The 17775-nt window shown below is 69.6% G+C and carries 20 protein-coding genes and 1 pseudogene; 4 read left to right on the forward strand and 17 right to left on the reverse strand.

Annotated elements, in window-relative coordinates:
• Positions 1–140 precede the first annotated feature (140 nt).
• Both K9U41_RS09755 and K9U41_RS09760 read right to left on the reverse strand, forming a co-directional pair.
• Complete coding sequence (locus K9U41_RS09755) at positions 141–911, reverse strand: tRNA1(Val) (adenine(37)-N6)-methyltransferase (protein ID WP_282640646.1); 771 nt, start codon at positions 909–911, stop codon at positions 141–143.
• Complete coding sequence (locus tag K9U41_RS09760) at positions 901–1128, reverse strand: DUF2007 domain-containing protein (protein ID WP_282640647.1); 228 nt, start codon at positions 1126–1128, stop codon at positions 901–903. Before K9U41_RS09760 ends, K9U41_RS09755 begins: the two co-directional genes overlap by 11 nt.
• 126 nt (positions 1129–1254) lie before the next feature.
• Between K9U41_RS09760 and K9U41_RS09765 the strand changes: the two genes are divergently transcribed.
• Positions 1255–2262: a polyprenyl synthetase family protein gene (locus tag K9U41_RS09765; RefSeq protein ID WP_282640648.1), complete on the forward strand. Its 1008-nt coding sequence runs from the start codon at positions 1255–1257 to the stop codon at positions 2260–2262.
• An 84-nt stretch (positions 2263–2346) separates the two neighbouring features.
• Here the strand turns inward: K9U41_RS09765 and K9U41_RS09770 are convergent, their stop codons facing one another.
• Positions 2347–2775, reverse strand: a complete 429-nt coding sequence (locus K9U41_RS09770; RefSeq protein ID WP_282640649.1) for a DoxX family protein — start codon at positions 2773–2775, stop codon at positions 2347–2349.
• Between the two features lie 109 nt (positions 2776–2884).
• On the opposite strand from K9U41_RS09770, the gene K9U41_RS09775 reads away from it, so the two are divergent.
• Entirely contained in the window at positions 2885–3838 is a 954-nt protein-coding gene (locus tag K9U41_RS09775; RefSeq protein WP_349237843.1) for a LysR family transcriptional regulator, read from the forward strand.
• Between the two features lie 94 nt (positions 3839–3932).
• Here K9U41_RS09775 and K9U41_RS09780 read toward each other — a convergent pair whose 3' ends face one another.
• From K9U41_RS09780 to K9U41_RS09795, 4 genes are all read right to left on the reverse strand, one after another.
• Positions 3933–4406 carry a hypothetical protein gene (locus K9U41_RS09780; RefSeq protein ID WP_282640650.1) on the reverse strand — a complete coding sequence of 158 codons (474 nt, stop codon included), beginning with the start codon at positions 4404–4406 and terminating at the stop codon, positions 3933–3935.
• Positions 4407–4643: 237 nt separating this feature from the next.
• Positions 4644–5900 (reverse strand): MFS transporter, encoded by a 1257-nt coding sequence (locus K9U41_RS09785; RefSeq protein ID WP_282640651.1) that lies wholly within the window; start codon positions 5898–5900, stop codon positions 4644–4646.
• 315 nt (positions 5901–6215) lie between these two features.
• Positions 6216–6728 (reverse strand): Spy/CpxP family protein refolding chaperone, encoded by a 513-nt coding sequence (locus K9U41_RS09790; protein ID WP_282640652.1) that lies wholly within the window; start codon positions 6726–6728, stop codon positions 6216–6218.
• Positions 6729–6882: 154 nt separating this feature from the next.
• Positions 6883–7803 carry a metallophosphoesterase family protein gene (locus tag K9U41_RS09795; RefSeq protein WP_282640653.1) on the reverse strand — a complete coding sequence of 307 codons (921 nt, stop codon included), beginning with the start codon at positions 7801–7803 and terminating at the stop codon, positions 6883–6885.
• Between the two features lie 299 nt (positions 7804–8102).
• Between K9U41_RS09795 and K9U41_RS09800 the strand changes: the two genes are divergently transcribed.
• Together K9U41_RS09800 and fae are read left to right on the forward strand one after the other, a co-directional pair.
• Positions 8103–9338, forward strand: a complete 1236-nt coding sequence (locus tag K9U41_RS09800) for a glycosyl hydrolase (protein WP_282640654.1) — start codon at positions 8103–8105, stop codon at positions 9336–9338.
• 147 nt (positions 9339–9485) lie between these two features.
• Complete coding sequence (gene fae / locus K9U41_RS09805) at positions 9486–9995, forward strand: formaldehyde-activating enzyme (RefSeq protein ID WP_282640655.1); 510 nt, start codon at positions 9486–9488, stop codon at positions 9993–9995.
• A 156-nt stretch (positions 9996–10151) separates the two neighbouring features.
• Here the strand turns inward: fae and K9U41_RS09810 are convergent, their stop codons facing one another.
• From K9U41_RS09810 to mdcA, 10 genes and pseudogenes are all read right to left on the reverse strand, one after another.
• The gene (locus K9U41_RS09810; protein ID WP_282640656.1) at positions 10152–10409 is read right to left on the reverse strand and encodes a hypothetical protein; all 258 of its coding nucleotides are present in this window, start codon (positions 10407–10409) and stop codon (positions 10152–10154) included.
• A gap of 510 nt (positions 10410–10919) precedes the next feature.
• A complete protein-coding gene (locus tag K9U41_RS09815; protein ID WP_282640657.1) occupies positions 10920–11252 on the reverse strand; it encodes a DUF3618 domain-containing protein in 333 nt (110 codons plus the stop codon).
• A 181-nt stretch (positions 11253–11433) separates the two neighbouring features.
• Positions 11434–11599: pseudogene (locus tag K9U41_RS09820) on the reverse strand (transposase); the annotation flags it as partial.
• Positions 11600–11657: 58 nt separating this feature from the next.
• Positions 11658–12602, reverse strand: a complete 945-nt coding sequence (locus K9U41_RS09825) for an ACP S-malonyltransferase (RefSeq protein WP_282640658.1) — start codon at positions 12600–12602, stop codon at positions 11658–11660.
• A gap of 9 nt (positions 12603–12611) precedes the next feature.
• Complete coding sequence (gene mdcB, locus K9U41_RS09830; RefSeq protein WP_282640659.1) at positions 12612–13460, reverse strand: triphosphoribosyl-dephospho-CoA synthase MdcB; 849 nt, start codon at positions 13458–13460, stop codon at positions 12612–12614.
• A complete protein-coding gene (gene mdcG, locus K9U41_RS09835) occupies positions 13457–14161 on the reverse strand; it encodes a malonate decarboxylase holo-[acyl-carrier-protein] synthase (protein WP_282640660.1) in 705 nt (234 codons plus the stop codon). The genes mdcB and mdcG overlap by 4 nt, the downstream gene beginning before the upstream one ends.
• Positions 14148–14867, reverse strand: a complete 720-nt coding sequence (gene mdcE, locus K9U41_RS09840) for a biotin-independent malonate decarboxylase subunit gamma (RefSeq protein WP_282640661.1) — start codon at positions 14865–14867, stop codon at positions 14148–14150. The genes mdcG and mdcE overlap by 14 nt, the downstream gene beginning before the upstream one ends.
• A 1-nt stretch (position 14868) precedes the next feature.
• Positions 14869–15747 carry a biotin-independent malonate decarboxylase subunit beta gene (locus K9U41_RS09845; RefSeq protein ID WP_282640662.1) on the reverse strand — a complete coding sequence of 293 codons (879 nt, stop codon included), beginning with the start codon at positions 15745–15747 and terminating at the stop codon, positions 14869–14871.
• Complete coding sequence (gene mdcC, locus K9U41_RS09850; RefSeq protein WP_282640663.1) at positions 15744–16061, reverse strand: malonate decarboxylase acyl carrier protein; 318 nt, start codon at positions 16059–16061, stop codon at positions 15744–15746. Before mdcC ends, K9U41_RS09845 begins: the two co-directional genes overlap by 4 nt.
• Positions 16062–16071: 10 nt before the next feature.
• The gene (mdcA, locus tag K9U41_RS09855) at positions 16072–17775 is read right to left on the reverse strand and encodes a malonate decarboxylase subunit alpha (RefSeq protein ID WP_282640664.1); all 1704 of its coding nucleotides are present in this window, start codon (positions 17773–17775) and stop codon (positions 16072–16074) included.

Genomic DNA, 17775 nt, shown 5'->3' on the forward strand with positions numbered 1-17775 from the left:
GCCCTCCCCCGCCCGAACTCGGCTGTTGCCGAGTTCGGTTCCCCAGAGCTGAAGCCGGAAACATCCGGCTTCAGTGCGGGAGAGGGTTCAGAGCGCGCCCAGTCGAAGCCGCAGATTTCAAACTGAGACACCGCCCACCTTCAGGCCTGCGCCAGACCTTCCCCCTGTCGCAGCACCGCATCGGCTGCGGCAGTCGGCGTGCCGTCCGCCTCGGCGAGGACGAGGCCCGGCAGCAGGGCCGGCGGCGTTCTACGCCCCTTCACCGCGCGCACCAGAAGCCGCACCGCCGGCCGGTCGGGCCGGGGATGCACCGGCAGGATCTCCACCGCGCCGAAGCGGCCGTCGAGCGCGGCAAGAAGCTCGGCCAGCGCCTGCGGCCGGTGGATGAGGCAGAGCACGCCCCGCGCCGCGAGGCAGCGGTCGGCGGCGCGCACCCAGTCCTCCAGCAGCGCGCCGTCCGCCATGTGGGCGCGGGCGCGGGCCTCGTCCGGGGAGATGCGGTGCTGCGCCGTATCGTTGAAGGGCGGGTTGGTGAGCACGAGGTCCGCCGCCCCCGCCTGCGGCAGTGCGGGTCCGGAGGGCCGGCCGAGGCCGGTGACATCCGCTGCCACCACCTCGGTCCGCGCGGACAGGCCGTTCAATGCCGCATTGTCCCGCGCCAGATCCGCCAGTTCCGGTGCGATCTCCACCAGCACCGCCTGCGCCTCACGCACGCGGGTGAGGAAGGCGAGGCCGCAGCTGCCCACCCCGGCACCGAGATCCACAACGCGGCGGCGGTCGGCCGGGGCGTAGGCCGCGAGCAGCAGCGCGTCGTGCCCCACCCGGTGGCCCGCCAGAGGCTGACGCAGCGTCAGTCGGCCGCCGAGAACGCTGTCGGTCGTTGTTACAGGTGCCGCAGCGTCAGTCGCCATCGCGGAGCGCCGCGCCGAAGCCGGCCTCCTGAAGCAGCCGCCGGGCGCGCACCACATCCTCATCCACCACCAGCAGGCGGCGGGGCAGGATACCGATGGTGCCTTCCATGACGCTCATATACTGGTCCGCGACCATGTGCCCGATCTGGGCAGAGGTAAACAGCGCCTCGATGGCGCCGATGAGCACCAGATCGTTGGTCCGCACCAGCTCCTGCATCGTATTCCACCCGGACTAGCGGCAATGTGCGCAGCTGCCCGGCCCTAAGAAAACCGCCCGGCGCTTGCACGGAACCCGTCAGCATCCCTATGGTGCGCCCCAAAGAAAGACAAGCGGGAGCGTTTCTTGGCCCTCGTCCTACCGTTCGAGCCCAACGAGCCGTCCATCGAGGCCCTGGTCGCCCTGGTGAAAGCGGACATGGAACGTGTGAACGCCACCATCCTGGCGCGCACCGGCTCCGACGTGGCGATGATTCCCGAGGTGGCGAACCACCTCATCTCCTCCGGCGGCAAGCGCTTGCGGCCGATGCTGACGCTCGCCTGCGCGTCGCTCTCCGGCTATCGGGGCGACGGCCATGTGAAGCTCGCGGCGTCCGTGGAGTTCATGCACACCGCCACCCTCCTCCACGATGACGTGGTGGACGAGAGCGACATGCGCCGGGGCAAGCTGGCCGCCCGCAAGCTGTGGGGCAACGAGGCCAGCGTGCTGGTGGGCGACTTCCTCTTGGGACAGGCGTTCAAGATGATGGTGGAGGTGGGCTCCATGACCTGCCTCGACATCCTCGCCACCGCCGCCTGCGTCATCGCCGAGGGCGAGGTGATGCAGCTCGCCGCCGCCAAGAACACCGCCACCTCCGAAGACGACTATCTCGCCGTGATCCGCGGCAAGACTGCAGAATTGTTCGCCGCCGCCTGCGAGGTGGGCGCGGTGCTGGGCCAGCGGCCCAAGGCCGAGCAGGCCGCCTGCCGCTCCTACGGCATGAATCTCGGCATCGCCTTCCAGCTGGTGGATGACGCCCTCGACTACGGCGGCAGCCAGGCCAAGCTCGGCAAGAATGTGGGCGACGATTTCCGCGAGGGAAAGATCACCCTGCCGGTGCTGCTCGCCTTCCGCCGCGGCGACGCCACCGAGCGCGCCTTCTGGCAGCGCTGCCTGGAAAAGGGCGAGGCGGACGACGCCGACCTCGCCCAGGCCATCGGCCTCATGACCCGCCACCGGGCCATCGCCGACACGGTGGAGCGGGCGCGCCACTACGGCGCCATCGCCAAGGATGCGCTGGCCCTGTTCCCCAACGGCCCGGCCAAGGACGCGCTGATGGAAGCGGTGGATTTCTGCCTGTCCCGCGCCCACTGAGGCGGCGACACGCCCCTGGAACAGCAAAAGGCCGGCCCCTTGCGGAGCCGGCCTTTTCCTTGGCAACCCTTGCGTCGCGGACGTTCAGGCGAGGGCGCGGCGGCCGCCGGGGATGAGGGCGGCGGGCTTCACCGCGAAGGCGCCTTCACCGGCCAGGGCCACCACCAGGGACGCCACCACGAGGAAGGCGGGATATTCCCAGCCGCCGCCGGCCGCGGAGAAGACCCAGCCGTTGGGCAGGTGGTAGTTGAGGGCGCCGAGCATGACGGGGATGAGCAGGATGGCCACCTGGCGGGCATAGACGCCGCCGATGAGCAGCAGGCCGCCAATCACTTCCGCCGCGATGAAGGGAATGGCGAGGAAGCCGGGCAGGCCCAACTTGTTGGTGAGGAAGCCGGCGAAGCCGGGAACGGTGAAGATGAACACCTTCATCAGGCCGTGCGAAAGCCACATGAGGCCCAGCGCCACGCGCAGGAGGAAGAGGCCGTAGGGAGCGGTGCGGGTGTCAACCATGGGAGTGATCTCCGGTTTGATGTGGCACCACCTCTAGCTTTCGCAAAGCCGCAACGCCATACTCAGGAAATCAAGTTGAAGTTTGCATTCGTGCAAATCAAATGATTGCGTGGGTTTCGCAATGATCGCCTGGGACGATTTCCGCCTGGTGCAGGCCATCGCGCAGAGCGGCTCGCTCGCGGGGGCAGCCGAGCAGCTGGGGGTCAACCACTCCACCGTGTTCCGCCGGCTCGGCGCCCTGGAGGACCAGCTTGGCGCCCGTCTGTTCGAGCGCGCGCGCTCCGGCTACGTACCCACCGCCACCGGCGAGGAGATGGTGCGCCTCGCCGAGCGCATGGCCGACGAAGTGCTGGCGGTGGAGCGCCGAATCACCGGCCAGGACCTGCGCCCCTCCGGCGAATTGCGCGTGACCACCAACGACACCCTGCTGGTGCACATGCTCACGCCCGTGTTTGCCTCGTTCCTCAAGGCCTATCCCGAGATCCGGCTCGACGTGGTCATCTCCAACCAGTCGCTCAGCCTGTCGAAACGCGACGCGGATGTGGCCATCCGTGCCAGCGACCGGCCGGGGGACACGCTGGTGGGCCGGCGCATGGCCTCCATCGCCTGGGCCATCTATGCCCGCGCCGACCTCGCGCCCGCGCCCCCGCTCGGCACCGGCGATTTCAAGCGCTACGACTGGATCGGGTTTTCCGACAATCTCGGCGGCATCAAGCCGGCGAAATGGCTGCGCGAGCGGGTGGACGAGGAGCGCATCGTCTATCGCGTCAACACGGTGCTGGGGCTGGCGGAAGCGGCGGCCGAGGGCATCGGGCTCGCGGTTCTGCCCTGCTTCATCGCGGCGGTGACGCCGGGCCTCGTCCAGGTCATGCCGCCGCAGGCGGACGTGGAATCCGGCCTGTGGCTGCTCACCCATCCGGACATCAAGGCCACGGCGCGGGTGCGCACCTTCATGGAGCATGCGGGCCGCGAGATCGGCAAGCTGCGCAGCCGCATCGAAGGCCGCGAGGCGTTGACGACGGCGGAGAGCCTGGCGATCGAGGGCCTGACGGTCGGGAGCTGAAGCACCCGCGCCAACGGCCCTTGTCTTGAGCGATGCCGAGGGGGCGTCACTCAGGCTCAGGCCAACAGCCGGACGGCTGCCTGATCGGCCGGGATTATTCCGCGGAGGCTTCGGCGGTGGAGCTGCGGGGCTTGGACTTGGCCCGGCGGGAGGCCACCTGGGACTTGTCCCCGCCGGCGCTCACGAACTCGCACCACATGGTCTGCACGCCGGCCAGCGACCCGCGGAAGGAGCCCGGCCCGGTCTTCACCAAGTCGAAGCAGGGCTCGAAGGTCATGCCCTTGACGAAGCCGCACACATTTTCCCCGCGCACGCGCAGGGTGTTGGCCGGCAGCCGGACAAAGCGCGGCTCCTTGTCGGGCATGGTGATCATGCCGGCGACGGAGCCGTCGGGATAGATCCGCCCTGCCCCCTTCGATCCCTCGAAGCAGCTGAAGGAGAACATCTTGCCCACCGCAAACTCGCGCGCCTGCTGGGCCGAGAGCTGCTGGCCGGAGTTCTGCTGGGCTAAGGCCGGGCCACTGGCGAATGCGGCAAAGCCCAAGGCCGCGAAAAGGATGCTGCGCATGGCTCGTTCGCGAATACCTGTTTGATCCCTACCACGTTGCGCAGAGACCGCGGGTTGTTGTCAAGAGTCCGGAACAGCAGGAGAACACCCAAGGCCTCCACCGCGTCGGATTTTGCCGGGAGCGTGCCTTCCATGTCGCGGAAAGGTCGCTGTCCCGGCCCCTGAGGGGGTGCTTAGGCGTCCAGCGTGCCCGAACTGTGGCGGCCAGGCCGCCCAGATACCCGAACTGTGGCGGCCTCAGGCCGCCACCGGCTCCCGTGCCACCGGGCGCTCCTTGATGGGCAGGTTGATGGCGGCGGAGGCGAACGACAGCGCCACCGAGAGCCACCACACCCAGGTGTAGGAGCCCGTCGCCACGTAGAGCGTGCCGCCCAGCCACACGCCGAGGAAGCCGCCCACCTGGTGGGAGAAGAAGGCGAAGCCGTACAGCATGGCCATGTAGCGGGTGCCGAACATGAGCATCACCAGGTCCGAGGTGGGCGGCACGGTGGACAGCCACAAAAAGCCCATGGCCGCCCCGAACACGTAGCAGCTGAGCGGCGTGATGGGCATGAGCACGAACACGGCGATGGCCACGCCCCGCCCGGCATAGATCCAGGCCAGCAGCCACTTGCGGGACATCCGGCTCGACAGGAAGCCCGCCGTGAGCGAGCCGAAGATATTGAACAGGCCGATCAGCGCCAGCGTATAGGCGCCCACCGACAGGCTCATGCCGTTGTCCACGAGGAAGGCCGGCATGTGCACCGTGACGAAGGCGAGCTGGAAGCCGCAGGTGAAGAAGCCGAGCACCAGCATGACATAGCTCGGGTGGCGCAGCGCCTCGCCGATGGCGGCGCCGATGCCCTGCTGGGGCGCCGCGGCCGCCCCCGCCAGAGGCTTTGACGCAGCCACGCCACGGGTCGCCAGCGCCAGCGAGAACGGCATGACGATGAGCAGCGCGGCGCCGAACACGATCAGCGTCTCGTGCCAGCCGATGGTGTCCATCAGGGCGCGGCTGAGCGGCGGGAACAGGAACTGGCCGAAGGAGCCCGCCGCCGTCGCCGCGCCGAAGCCGATGGACTTCCATTGGTCGGGCAGCAGCTTGCCGAAGGCGGCCAGCACCAGGTTGAACGAGGCGGCGGACAGGCCGAAGCCCACCATCACGCCGGCCGTAAGATGCAGCATGCCGGGCGTGTCGGCGTAGGCCATGAGGACGAGGCCGGCGGCATAGAGCAGCGCGCCGCAGCACATCACCCGCACGGTGCCGAAGCGATCGGCGATGGCGCCCGCGAACGGCGAGCCGAGGCCCCAGAGCAGGTTCTGGAGCGCCACCGCGAGGCCGAACACGTCGCGCCCCCAGCCGAACTCCTGCGACATGGGCAGCAGGAACAGGCCGAACACCGAGCGCGGGCCGAAGGTGATGAGGGCGATGACGCAGCCGGCGACCAGAATGAGCATGGCCGGAAGCGCGCGCCGCGTGCCGGAGGGCGCCGGCACCGAGGACGTGGCAGACATGGAAAAACTCGCTGTGCGGCGCCAGGGCGCGCCTTTCACAGCCATTCTATGGATTGGCCGGCCCTATTGAAAATCAATAATCGTCAACGGATCCATGAAGGATTCTCATGGACGTTGCCGGACATTGCGATTGGATCCACCCCGCACCAACGGCCGATGGCCGGTGACAGGATCACCGGCCATCGATCAAGGCCGCGAGGTCGCACTGTCCAGGCCGATTTGCATCGGCCGGCAAGCTCGGCCGGCAAGCGATGCCGGGGTCTGATGGTGCGGGCCGCAGGCCGTGGGCCCCATTGGGGGTCCACGGCCTGTGGATCAACCGCGGCGCGGGCCGTCGCCGCGCGGGCCGTGATGGCCGCCGCCCCCACCGTGAAACTGCTGGCGCAGCATCAGGTTGAGACGCTGCTTCTGGCCGTCGTCCAGGGTCTTGTAGAGCGGGTCGGCAGCGTCGGCGATCTTGCGCAGGTCGGTGGCGCTGGCATCCATGCGGGTGGCCATGGCGCGCATGCGGGCGATGGGATCGGGCACCGCATTGGACTCGCGGGCAGCCTGACGGGCGGCGCGGGCTTCGTCGCGACGGGCCAAGCGATCCTTCGACACCTGCTGCAGCGTGGACTGCACGCCGGGCCAGAGCTTCTCCTGATCGGGGGTCAGCTTGAGCGCGGTCTTCAGGGCGACGATGCGCGCGTCGGTCAGGATGGCGCGATCCTCGGCGCTGGGATGCCAGCGCCCGCCGGCATCGGGACCGGCGTTGGAATTGGCGGCAAAGGTCGCCGCCGAGCCGGCGATAAGTGCAGCGGCGGTGGCGGCAATAACGGCTCGTTTCATGTGCAGTCCTCCTTCAAGGGCGAAGGAAGCATCGGACCCGAACCGCCTGCGGGCAACTTAAAGTTCCGTAATCCGCTTTGAATTACAAGTTGTTACACTTTTCTACAATCAGTCATGTCCATGCCTTTTCGCAGGCACTCTTTCGCCACGGCGGTCAGGATGGATGCTCATCCCCGATGAGCACCTGACGCGTCAGCGACTGGACGCTCGTTGCATCCCTTGCATAGCCGCGCCGTTCCATGTCGCACCGCCAAGTCCCGGGCGCGCCGGAGATGCGGTAGAGGCAATAGCCGCCGGGACCGCGCTCCGATGTGGGCCCGGCCGAGGCGGAGGGCACGCCCACCACCGGGATCGGGCCGGCCGCCGCCGGGATCTGGCCGAGGGAGGCGCGATGGTCATGGCCGTGCAGGACCAGCTCGGCCCCCGCCTCCGCCAGCACAGCGCGCACCTGCGCGGCATCGCGCAGGTCGCGGTGGAAAGGGCGCTCGCCCACCGGCGGATGGTGGATCATCACCACCCGGAACAGGCCCTCCTGGCCCAGCCGCGCCAGCAGGTCCCTGAGCCGCGCGCGCTGGCCGCGGCCCGCGTGCCCGCTGGCAAGGAATACGGCGGTGGGCACGGCGGTGGATACGCCCACCACCGCCACCGCCCCGCGCCGGCGCACATAGGGGAAGGCGTCCACGTCCACCGGCGTGTGGGGGTGGGTGTCGTCCCCGGCGAGGAAGGGCGCCCAGTGCTCCAGGTGATAGTGCATGGCCGAGCGCACATAGGCATCATGGTTGCCGGGCACCACACTCACCTTCTGGGGCGCGCCGAGGGAGGCGAGGAAGGTGGCACCGGTATCGAATTCCGCCGGCAGGCTGACATTCACCAGGTCGCCGGTGACGCAGATATGGTCCGGCGCCTGGGCCAGCATGTCGGCGAGGAGCGGCGCGAGGGTGGCCGCGCCGAAATTGCGCCGCCGTGCGCCGATCCAGTTCATCATGCCGAAGAAGCGCTTGCCCAGAAGCTCGGAGATCCGCGCCTCGGGGATGGGGCCGAGATGGGGATCGGAGAGATGGGCCAGCACGAACATGCGGAAAACCTCAGCTTCTGCCGCGAACGCCGGCCTTATAGCAGATCGGCCGCCCCGTTCACCCGCCTGCCGCCTCAGCCTTGGCGGAAGGAGGCCGGCGCGGGACGCCCGCATTCATACCCAGGGTCGGTGAGCGGGCCTCACCGACCATGGGGTCAGCCCGCGCGGCACATGAGCGAAACCCTCTTGGCACCGGTCGCAGACCGGGGCCGTCGGCAAAAGTTGATGTTGCCGTCACGGTCCTGCACCCTTCATGGTGCAGTGCAGTGGCCAAGGTTTTCAACGCGAGTCTGGTTCCCGTGCGTCGTATCCTCCTCATCGCGCTCAGCGCGGTCCTGATGCCGTCCTCCCTCCATGCCGCGCAGGTGAGCGTGCGCGGCGCCGAGATCGTCGTGGACGGCAAGCCCTTCATTCCCAACGGCGCCAGCGGCGAGGCCCGCTTCACCGAGCTGAAAGCCCTCGGCGCCACCGTGGTGCGCACCTATGGGCAGGAACCGGGGGAGATCCTCGACGCCGCCCAGCGCGCCGGGCTGAAGGTGATCGTCGGCTTCTGGCTCGGCCATCCGCGGGTCGGCTTCGACTATGCCAACCGCGCCGCCGTGGCCCAGCAAATGGAGGTGCTGCGCCACATGGTGGAGCGCTATCGCACCCATCCGGCGCTGCTCATGTGGGGCATCGGCAACGAGGTGGAGGTGGATCTCTCCCCCGAGGAAGCCCTGCCGGTGTGGCCCGCCATCGAGGAGGCGGCGAAGCTCGTCAAGACCCTGGACGGCCAGCACCCCACCATGGCGGCCCTCGCCGAGGTGGGAAACGACAAGGCGGCGCTCGTCAAGCGCCTCGCGCCGAGCATCGACGTCCTCGGCATCAACGGCTATGGCGACGGCCTGCTCACCTCGGCGAAGCGCGCGCGGGCCCAGGGCTGGACCGGACCCATCATGCTCACCGAGATGGGCGCGCAGGGCCATTGGGACGCCCCCACCGCGCCGTGGGGCGCGCCGATGGAGCCCACCTCCTCGCAGAAGGCCGATCGCGTGCGGCGCTACCTGCTCGCGGCCAAGCAGGCGGGCGTGGGCGCCATGCCGTTCCTGTGGGGTCACAAGCAGGAGGTGACACCCACCTGGTATTCCCTGCTGCTGCCCACCGGCGAATGGACCGAGACGGTGGAAGCCATGGCCGACATCTGGGGCGGCACGCCGCCGGGCGGGGCCAACCACGCGCCGCGCATCCTCACCCTCGGCTTCGCCGGGCCGTCGCGCTTGGCCGCCGGAAGCGAAACGCATGTGCGCCTCGCCGCCACCGACCCGGACGGCGATTCGCTGAAGGTGGAATGGCAGGTCATGGCCGAGACCACCGTGCGCAGCGTCGGCGGCGATCCCGAGCCGGTGCCCCCGAGCTTCCCCCAGGCCATCCACGAGCCCCATCCCGCCGGGGTCCGCATCGCCGGCCTGCCGCCGGGCCGCTACCGCGTCTTCGTCACGGTGCGCGACGGCCGCGGCGCCGCCGCCACGGGGAACCTGCCGTTCGAGGTCCAGTAGGCCGGCCTCGGCCGCGCCGCCGAATCCACGCCAGGACAATGCGACAAACCGCTGGCCCCGACGCGGTCAGGTTATTGCATGAAAAGCGAAATGGCTCCGGCGAGGCCGGGGGCGCCTTTCAGCACGTCGCGCATTTTTGGAGGTTTCATGCCGAAGATCGATCGCCTGATGGTGGGCGAGGCCCTGGTGGGAGAGGGCAACGAGGTGGCCCATATCGACCTCATCATGGGCCCGCGCGGCTCCTCCGCCGAGATCGCATTCGTGAACGCCCTGACCAACAACAAGGACGGCTTCACCACCCTGCTCGCCGTGGTGGAGCCCAATCTCCTCGCCAAGCCCGCCACCGTGCTGTTCAACAAGGTGACCATCAAGGACGCCCGCCAGGCGGTGCAGATGTTCGGCCCGGCGCAATATGCGGTGGCCAAGGCGGTCACCGACTGCGTGGCCGAGGGCATCATTCCGGTGGAGGAGGCCGATGACGTCTTCATCTGCGTCGGCGTCTTCATCCACTGGGATGCCAGCGACAACGCCAAGATCCAGGCTTTCAACCACGAGGCCACGCGCCTTGCCATCGCGCGGGCGGTGAGCGGCACGCCCCGGCCCACGGACGTGCTGGCGCGGATCGCAAGCGCGCGCCATCCCTTCGCCGCCGGCTGACGGCCGCACGGGCGGATGAAAGGCAGGGGGCCGGCCCCGGCGAACGGCGGGGTTCACACCGGCGGGGTTCACAACGGCAGGATCCCGAACGAAAGATGGCGCCCGGCCCACCGGCCGGACGCCATCCTGAAAAATCGCGCCTGAGAAATCGCGCGATCAGCCTTTGATCTGGGCGACGAGACCCTTGGCGAACCACGCGCCCGTGCCCGCAAGCACGGCGCCGAATACGAAAGCCAGGGCCGGCCAGTGCGCGGCCGCGAGGCAAAGCCCCATCAGGAGGCCCGAAGCGGCGCACGAAAACGCCACCACGAGAATCGCCGCGCTCTGGCGCGCCACGTCATCACCCGCGGCGATGCTCCTCGCCGCAACACGTCCAATGGGCTGGCGCGAACGACCGTTCGTCTCGAATGTCACAATATCCCTCCCGCACCCCGTCGTTCCGGGAGCTTTTGTTGGAACGGGAGTAAAGCAGAAATCCGCGCGGACTTCACCCCGTTCCTTGACCTGGGGGTAATATATTCTTGCCGCATTGCGGTAAGGGGAGGCGTTTTGCCTGCTGCACTGCAATGCCGGGCCGCTCGTCTACGGCTCCTTTGGGCCGAGGTTCCATGGCCTGCGCGACCACCACGCCACGCCCCGATGGGGAGGTCTCTCCCCGAAACGGTGCGGCGCGGATGAAAGCTGCCGTTCGCGGCTCATCTTTCCGGGAGATGCGTTCAATACCCTCCCGCAGCCGGCATTTGCGTATTTGAGGCGCAGCGCCACAGTCGAAATCCGTATTCCACATTGTTGTGCCACATGCGGAAGCAAATCGACTTCGCTGGCCTTCAATCCAGTCCAGCCCTGGATCACCACCGGTGCTCCCTGACGCAAAAAGGCGCCGCACGCGGCGGGGCCTTCGGTCGGAAACGAACGGCGGGTCGTTCAGCGCCGCGTGCCGCTGGCCAGGATGTAGCCGGCGGCGAAGCCCACCAGAAGCCCCATCACGCCCGCAGACGAAAGCACCGCAGCGGCCGTGCCGGGATTGTCCCCGATGGCCTCGGAAACCGCGTGCGCCTGCCGGCGGACCGTCTTTGCGGCGCCGGTCGCCCGAGCCCTTACAGTCTCAAAGGCATCCTCGGCATCTTCAGCGACATCGGAAGCGCGCGCCTGAAGCGACTTGCTCAGGCGGCCCATCTCATTCCTCAACTCGATGATCTGCGCTTCGATGTTCGCGCGGGTGTCCTGGGCGAGATTTGCGTCGGCCATGATTTTCATTCCTCAATCCACTCGTGCTGCCACGGCGCGAAAGCCTGACCACAACTGCGAGGAAAAACGTTGCGCCGCGTCAATCGTTCCATGTGAACGGCCCCGCACGGGCGAATGGCGCTCGTCCCGGGGCCGAGGTTCCGCACCGCCGCTCTTGCGCAAGTCGCCGCGCCGAATCGGGAATGGCGGGGACGCGGTCGTACCGCGCCGGATCAAGGCGCTCGGCCATAGGCTGCATGCTCTTGCCCTCGCCCGGGCCGATCAGCCCCGCCACGGGAGAGCGGGCACATCTGTCGCCGCTTCTTGTGCCCCAGCAGGGCGACAAACGGCTCCGGAATATACCCCCAACGCCTCATCCCAGCTCGCCATGGCCTGCGCCCCAATCTGCGCGCAAAACTCAATATGTCAGCGCTATCAATCCGTTAGTCCGCCAAAGTAGTGCTCATCTGGATCTTCCAGATGCTGGCGGACCCAGGACGCCACGCCGGCGATGCTGGCGAACTCGCACACAGCGCGCGCCTGAAGGTGCGGCAGGCGCTCGCGGGCCATGCGCGACAGGCCGCTGCCCGGCCCCAGCTCCAGCAGGACCGTGCAGCGCCGTTCGTCAAGGGCATCAAGGCAGGCGGCCCAGTCGAGGGGATGGTCGATCTGGGTGGCCAGCGCCTCGATGGCCTTGGCCCGGTTGCGAACGGCGGCGCCCGACACGCCGGCCAGCACCGGGGCGGAAGGGGCCTGCCAGGCGGCCTCCAGCAGCCGCGCGCGGAATGGCTCGCGCGCCGGTGCCATGAGGGGCGTGTGGGAGGCGATGGCGATGGACAGGGGCGTCACCTTGCCGCCCTCCGCCTCGACCGCGCGGTCGAGGGCGGCGAGGTTCGCCGCACGTCCGCCGGCGATGAAGCGGTCCTCGCCGTTGACGATGGCGATGAAGCAGCCGGTCTGCCCGCACAGGGCCGCGAGCGCCGCCCGGTCGAGCCCGCGCACCGCGCACAGGCCGCCGGGCTCGGCGCTGGCCGCGTCCATGAGTTCCGCGCGCTGGCGCGCCAGCCGCACCACCTCCTCAGGCGCCAAGGCTCCGGCGCAGCCGTAAGCCGCAAGCTCGCCCACGCTGTAGCCGGCGAACACCGCCGGCTCGGGAATATGGTCCCGCAGCAGGGCGAAGGTGGCGAGGGCGACGGTGCACACCAGCGGCTGGGCGATGGCGTTGGCGTGGCACAGGTCGGGCGGGAGGGTCAGGGGATCGTGCCCGATCACCTCGGCGAGGACATGGAGCAGGGGTTTCGCCGCCGGCGATCCGCGCAGCAGGTCGAGCATTCCGGGGGTCTGGTCGCCCTGGCCGGGGCAGAGGATGGCGAGGGTCATCCTGCCGCCTCACGGGTCCAGCGACTGGACGAAGATCGCCGCCGCGAGGATGTCGGCGCTGCCGCCCGGCGACAGATGACGCGCGATGCAGGCGTGGTGCAGGCCTAGCGCCCGTGCGCGCCAGTCCGGGGCCGCAACGCCGCCGGCCTCCAGAAAGGCTGAGGCCTGCATGCGCACGAAGGCGAGCCCGTCCGCGCCGCCGCGATGGAGGAGGTTGGTGTCGTCGAGCCGCGCCATGACAGCAAAAAGGGTCTGGACCCGGGCCCGCTCGGCACAGCCCAGGCGGGCGAGCGTGTCTTTCAGCGCCGGCAGGGCCACCGCCATGAGGGTGGGGAAGCCGGACAGCACCTCCTCCCGCGCACCGCGCGCCCGGAAGCGGGCGACCATCCGCCGGCCGTGGCTCGCGGGCGCGGCTCCGGCGGCGGCCGCGATGGCGTCGCCCCATTGCTCCAGCACGGTGGCGACCAGGGCGTCGGGCGCCAGGCTCAGGCCGCGCGCCACCCGGAAGCCCGTGGCGGCGGCGAGCAGGCCGATGCAGAAGATGGCACCGCGATGGGTGTTGATGCCTCCCGTCGCCTTCAGCATGCGGGCTTCGGCGGCGATGCCGAGGCGCTGCAATTCGCTGAACGGGGCAGCGCTCATGCCCGCGTCCGCGATGTCCTGGAAATAGCGGCGCAAGGCGAACAGGCTGCGCAGGAAGGTGACGGCGTCCATGTCGTCATGGGCGCCGTTGTCCACGAGGCTCACAAGCCCCGGCTTGGGATAAAGCACCAGTTCCTGGTGCAGCGCCGTGACGGCGCGCTGGCCGATGGAGAGCGACAGGCGCGATGCCGCGCCGATCTCGCGCACATGCCTCATGCCGCCTCCCGTCCGCTGGCGCCGAACAGCTCCGCCGTGGGACGAAGCGCGAGGTTGCGCAGGTGCTTGACGAGGACGCGCTCGGGCCCGGCGAGGACTTCCCGCCACGCCGCGGCCCCGCCATCCGGCAGCACGAACTCGCCATCCAGCCGCGGACCGGGATGGGCTGCCGCGAAGTCCTCGAGAATCCGCCCGGCCGCGATGCAGGCGGTAGCGTCGGCGGGGAACAGCAGCAGGTCCACGTCGGACGCGGCGGTGAGATAGCCCGTGTCCCGCCCCTCCATGCCGTCGCACGCCAGAGCGTGCCAGGCAAGGGAGCCGAACACGCGGGGGGCAAGGCCCGCCGCGTCCAGCTGGGCGGCGAGGTCCAGAAGCGGGACGCGCCAGGATGCCGGCGCGAGCGCTGCCGTCGCGTCAAGCGTCAGGGGCGGCGCGACATCGCTGATGGCACCGGCCTCGATTACCAGCCCGACCCGGCGCCGGCCGGGCAAGGCGAGGCCGAGGCGGATGCCGTCTTCGGGATCGGTGGAGACTGGCCGGGCGGCAACCAGCGGCCGGCCGGCCGCGATCCAGTCGGCAACCACCGGGGCCTCGGCCGCGGGCAGCGGGAAGGCGAGGGCCTCCCGCCAGTGCGGGGCGAGCCAGACCCGATCGTGACGCCGCACTTGCGGATGGGTGGGCGCCGGATCACGGGGCGCCATGGCGCACCCGCTCGGCCACGTCGAGGGCGAGCCTGCGGCCGCCCCGCTCCGCCCCCCGGGCGCGGCGCCGGTCGGCAGTCTCGTGGGTGGAGAAGGCCGCAGCCAGCTCCCGGGCGAGGTTGCCGCTCCACAGGGCCTCGATGGCGCCCATGCGCCAGTAGTTCTCCACCCCGGGGGCGAACACCGGCGAGGTCTTGCTCAAGTCCTCCAGCCGCTCCAGCGGGATCTTGGTGATGCGCGACATGGCGGGCAGGTTCATCACCCGCACCTCTGCCTCCTTCAGTGCGAAGCAGCGGTCGGCGAACAGGCTGCTCGCGAGGAAGCCACCGCTCACCGCCTGCGACCAGACGAGCCCGAGGATGGGATGCCCAGTGTTGCGGGCAAGGGCGAGGCACTTGGCGAGGTGCGCCATGTAGCCGTTGATGCCCAGCAGTTCGTCGCGATGGCTGAGGCGCTGGCCCTGGGTGTCCACCAGCAGCAGGATGGGCCGGCCGGGATGGTCGCGCACGACGGCGAGCACCTCGCCCGCCATGCGGAAGGCAAGCTCGACGCCGATGGGCGCGGCATCCACGCTGCCGATCACGGCAACGCTCCGGCCCGCGCTGGTGCCGGTGCCGGAGAAGAACAGGCCGTCACGGGTGATGGCGTGGCCTTCGGGAAAGAGGCGGTCGAACAGGGTTTCGGCGTCCAGGGTTTGCGTGTCCATGTCAGGCCCTCCGTCCGGCTGCGAGCGCCCGGAACGCGTCGGCTTCGAGCAAAGGCAGGCGGTCCGGCGCCTCGAAGCCGAGGTCGCGCCAGATGTCGAGCGCATCGCGGCAGGCGCCGAAGCGCGTGATGCGGGCGCCGAGGCCGGCATGCTCGGCCTCCAGCGCCGCCAGCGACAGGTCGGGCCGGGCGTGCTCCAGCGCCGCGATGGCGGCGGCACGGAAGGCCGCCATGTCGTCGGCGACGATTTCGGCCGCCTCGCCCAGCAGGTAGCGGTGCTTGCCGCCCACCGTGCGCCAGACCAAGGCGCGGTCGCGGGAATCGAACTCCTCCACCCCGCAGGTGGTCTCGATCACCTCCGGGCCGGACAGGCCGAGCCGGCCTTCCTCGCTCATGATGACGGCGTCGCACAGCCGGGCGACGATGCCCATGCCGCCGAAGCAGCCGAACTGCCCGCCATCGAGCAGGATCACCGGCACCCCGGCGCCGCGCAAGGCGAGCACCGCGCGCATGATCTCGGACACGGCGATGAGCCCGGCATTGGCCTCGTGCAGGCGCACGCCGCCGGATTCCACCAGCAGGATCACGCCGGCCGGCCGCGTGTCCAGCGCCCGCTCCAGCAGTCCGGTGAGCTTGGCGCCGTGCACCTCCCCCACCGCCCCGCCCATGAAGCCGCCCTCCTGGGCCGCCACAAGAATGGGGCGTCCACCCAGACGGCCCTCGCCCACCACGATGCCGTCGTCGAAGGCGGCGGGGGTGTCGAGCTGAAGCAGATGGGGGCTCATGACCCGCTCCTGCGGCGGCAGGATCTCGATGAACGAGCCCGCGTCCAGAAGGCCGGCGACGCGCTCGCGGGCGCTCGCCTCGTAATAGCTGGTCATTGCCCGCCTCCCAGATAGGTCTCGATCGCCTGGTCGAGCCGCAGCGACACCACCGCCGGCGTCGCGCCCACGTCGTTGATGGAAATGCGCAGGTCGCCGAGGCCGTGCCGGGCGAAGAAATCGTCCATCACCGCCTGCCAGATGCGGCCGAAGCCCACCGCGGCGGTGGTGACCTCGATGGTCACGGCGCCATCCTGCGCCACCGGTTCCACCAGCACTTCCAGATTGCCGGAGCCGACGACGCCCGCCAGCGTGGCCTTTGCGTTGCGCGTTGCCGGCCGTCCGCCGGCATAGGTGAAGGTCAGCCGTTCCATGGGTGTCTCCTCACCAGTTGCGGAAGCGCTTGGGCGGGTCGTAGAGCCCGCCTGACGCCCGCACGAGGTCCTTGATGGAGCGGGCGGCGAGCAGGTCGCGCGTCGCGCTGCGCTTGTCGATGCCGAGGTCCTCGGGCCTGAGGATGATGCCGCGGTCGCGCAGGTTCTCCACTGCGCGCTTGTCGCGGCCGAGCCCGACCGGGGTGTAGCCCGCCACGCCGCGGATCGCCTGCTCGCGCTCCTCGTCGGTGCGGCAGAGCAGGAGGTTGGCGATGCCCTCCTCGGTGAGGATATGGGTGACATCCTCGCCGTAGATCATCACCGGCGGCAGGTCCATGCCGGCGCTCTCGGCGAGGGCGAAGGCATCCAGCGTCTCGACGAAGGCGGGCTGCATGTGCTCGCGATAGGTCTCCACCATCTGCACCACCAGCTTCTGCCCGCGCGGGACCAGGTTGCGCCCCGCCCGGGCCTCGCGTCCCGCCTTGAGCCAGGTGGGGCTGGCATGGCGCCGGCCGCGGGCATCGGCCCCCATGTTGGGTGCGCCGCCGAAGCCGGCGATGCGCCCGAGCGTCGCCGTGGAGCTGTTGCCGGCGAGGTCGATCTGCAGGGTCGAGCCGATGAACAGGTCGCAGGCATAATGGCCCGCCGCCTGGCACATGGCCCGGTTGGAGCGCATGGAGCCGTCCGGGCCGGTGAAGAACACGTCCGGCCGGGCGCGGATATAGGCCTCCATGCCCAGCTCGGAGCCGAACGAATGCACCGATTGCACGAAGCCCGCCTCGATGGCCGGGATCAGCGCCGGATGCGGGTTCAGCGCCCAGTGGCGGCAGATCTTGCCCTTGAGGCCGAGGCTTTCGGCGTAGGTGGGCAGGATCAGCTCGATGGCCGCGGTGTCGAAGCCGATGCCGTGGTTGAGCCGGTTGACCTCGTAGGGCGCATAGATGCCCTTGATGGCCATCATGGCCATCAGCACCTGGATGTCGGAGATCTGCGCCGGATCGCGGGTGAACAACGGCTCGATGTAGTGCGGCTTCGGGCTCGCCATGACGAAGTCGACCCAGTCGGCGGGAATGTCCACCCGCGGCAGGGTGTCCACCAGCTCGTTCACCTGGGCGATGACGATGCCGCGCTTGAAGGCGGTGGCCTCCACGATGACCGGCGTGTCCTCGGTGTTCGGCCCGGTATAGAGGTTGCCGTTGCGGTCCGCCGCCTGGGCGCAGACCAGGCTGACGCGCGGGGTGAGGTCCACGAAATAGCGGCTGAACAGTTCGAGATAGGTGTGGATCGCGCCGATGGCGATCTGCCCGCCCGACACCAGCCGGGCAAGCCGCGCGCCCTGCGGCCCGGAGAAGGAGAAATCCAGCCGGGACGCGACCCCGCTCTCGAACACGTCGAGATGCTCCGGCAGGGCGAGCACCGACTGCACCATGTGCAGGCCGTTCACCCGGGCGGGATCGAGCCCCGCCAGCACCTTGGCGAGGAAATCCGCCTGCTTCTGGTTGTTGCCCTCCAGGCAGACGCGGTCGCCGGTCTCGAGGATGGCCTCCAGCAGCGCCGCCGCGTCGGCGCTTTTCACCACCTTGCCGCGGGCGAGGGGGGCGGCGCGCGCGAGGCGCGCCTCCCGGTTGCGGGCCTGCGTGTTCCAGTCCCGCGCGGCGGGGGCGGAAGACGGGGCGCAAGATGGGGCGGTTGCGGGCGCGGTCTGTTGCAGCAT

Source organism: Xanthobacter autotrophicus, from assembly GCF_029991245.1.
In the GTDB taxonomy this organism is placed as follows: Bacteria; Pseudomonadota; Alphaproteobacteria; order Rhizobiales; family Xanthobacteraceae; genus Xanthobacter; species Xanthobacter autotrophicus_C.

Excerpts from the sequence above, each read along its gene's own strand:
- K9U41_RS09785 (WP_282640651.1), bottom strand. The coding sequence starts at position 5,900 with ATGTCTGCCACGTCCTCGGTGCCGGCGCCCTCCGGCACGCGGCGCGCG.
- K9U41_RS09755 (WP_282640646.1), bottom strand. The coding sequence starts at position 911 with ATGGCGACTGACGCTGCGGCACCTGTAACAACGACCGACAGCGTTCTC.
- mdcE (WP_282640661.1), bottom strand. The coding sequence starts at position 14,867 with ATGGACACGCAAACCCTGGACGCCGAAACCCTGTTCGACCGCCTCTTT.
- mdcA (WP_282640664.1), bottom strand. The coding sequence starts at position 17,775 with ATGCTGCAACAGACCGCGCCCGCAACCGCCCCATCTTGCGCCCCGTCT.
- K9U41_RS09770 (WP_282640649.1), bottom strand. The coding sequence starts at position 2,775 with ATGGTTGACACCCGCACCGCTCCCTACGGCCTCTTCCTCCTGCGCGTG.
- mdcC (WP_282640663.1), bottom strand. The coding sequence starts at position 16,061 with ATGGAACGGCTGACCTTCACCTATGCCGGCGGACGGCCGGCAACGCGC.
- K9U41_RS09760 (WP_282640647.1), bottom strand. The coding sequence starts at position 1,128 with ATGCAGGAGCTGGTGCGGACCAACGATCTGGTGCTCATCGGCGCCATC.
- K9U41_RS09815 (WP_282640657.1), bottom strand. The coding sequence starts at position 11,252 with ATGAAAATCATGGCCGACGCAAATCTCGCCCAGGACACCCGCGCGAAC.
- K9U41_RS09780 (WP_282640650.1), bottom strand. The coding sequence starts at position 4,406 with ATGCGCAGCATCCTTTTCGCGGCCTTGGGCTTTGCCGCATTCGCCAGT.
- K9U41_RS09795 (WP_282640653.1), bottom strand. The coding sequence starts at position 7,803 with ATGTTCGTGCTGGCCCATCTCTCCGATCCCCATCTCGGCCCCATCCCC.
- K9U41_RS09825 (WP_282640658.1), bottom strand. The coding sequence starts at position 12,602 with ATGACCCTCGCCATCCTCTGCCCCGGCCAGGGCGACCAGACCCCCGGA.
- K9U41_RS09845 (WP_282640662.1), bottom strand. The coding sequence starts at position 15,747 with ATGACCAGCTATTACGAGGCGAGCGCCCGCGAGCGCGTCGCCGGCCTT.
- K9U41_RS09790 (WP_282640652.1), bottom strand. The coding sequence starts at position 6,728 with ATGAAACGAGCCGTTATTGCCGCCACCGCCGCTGCACTTATCGCCGGC.
- mdcG (WP_282640660.1), bottom strand. The coding sequence starts at position 14,161 with ATGGCGCCCCGTGATCCGGCGCCCACCCATCCGCAAGTGCGGCGTCAC.
- mdcB (WP_282640659.1), bottom strand. The coding sequence starts at position 13,460 with ATGAGGCATGTGCGCGAGATCGGCGCGGCATCGCGCCTGTCGCTCTCC.
- fae (WP_282640655.1), top strand. The coding sequence starts at position 9,486 with ATGCCGAAGATCGATCGCCTGATGGTGGGCGAGGCCCTGGTGGGAGAG.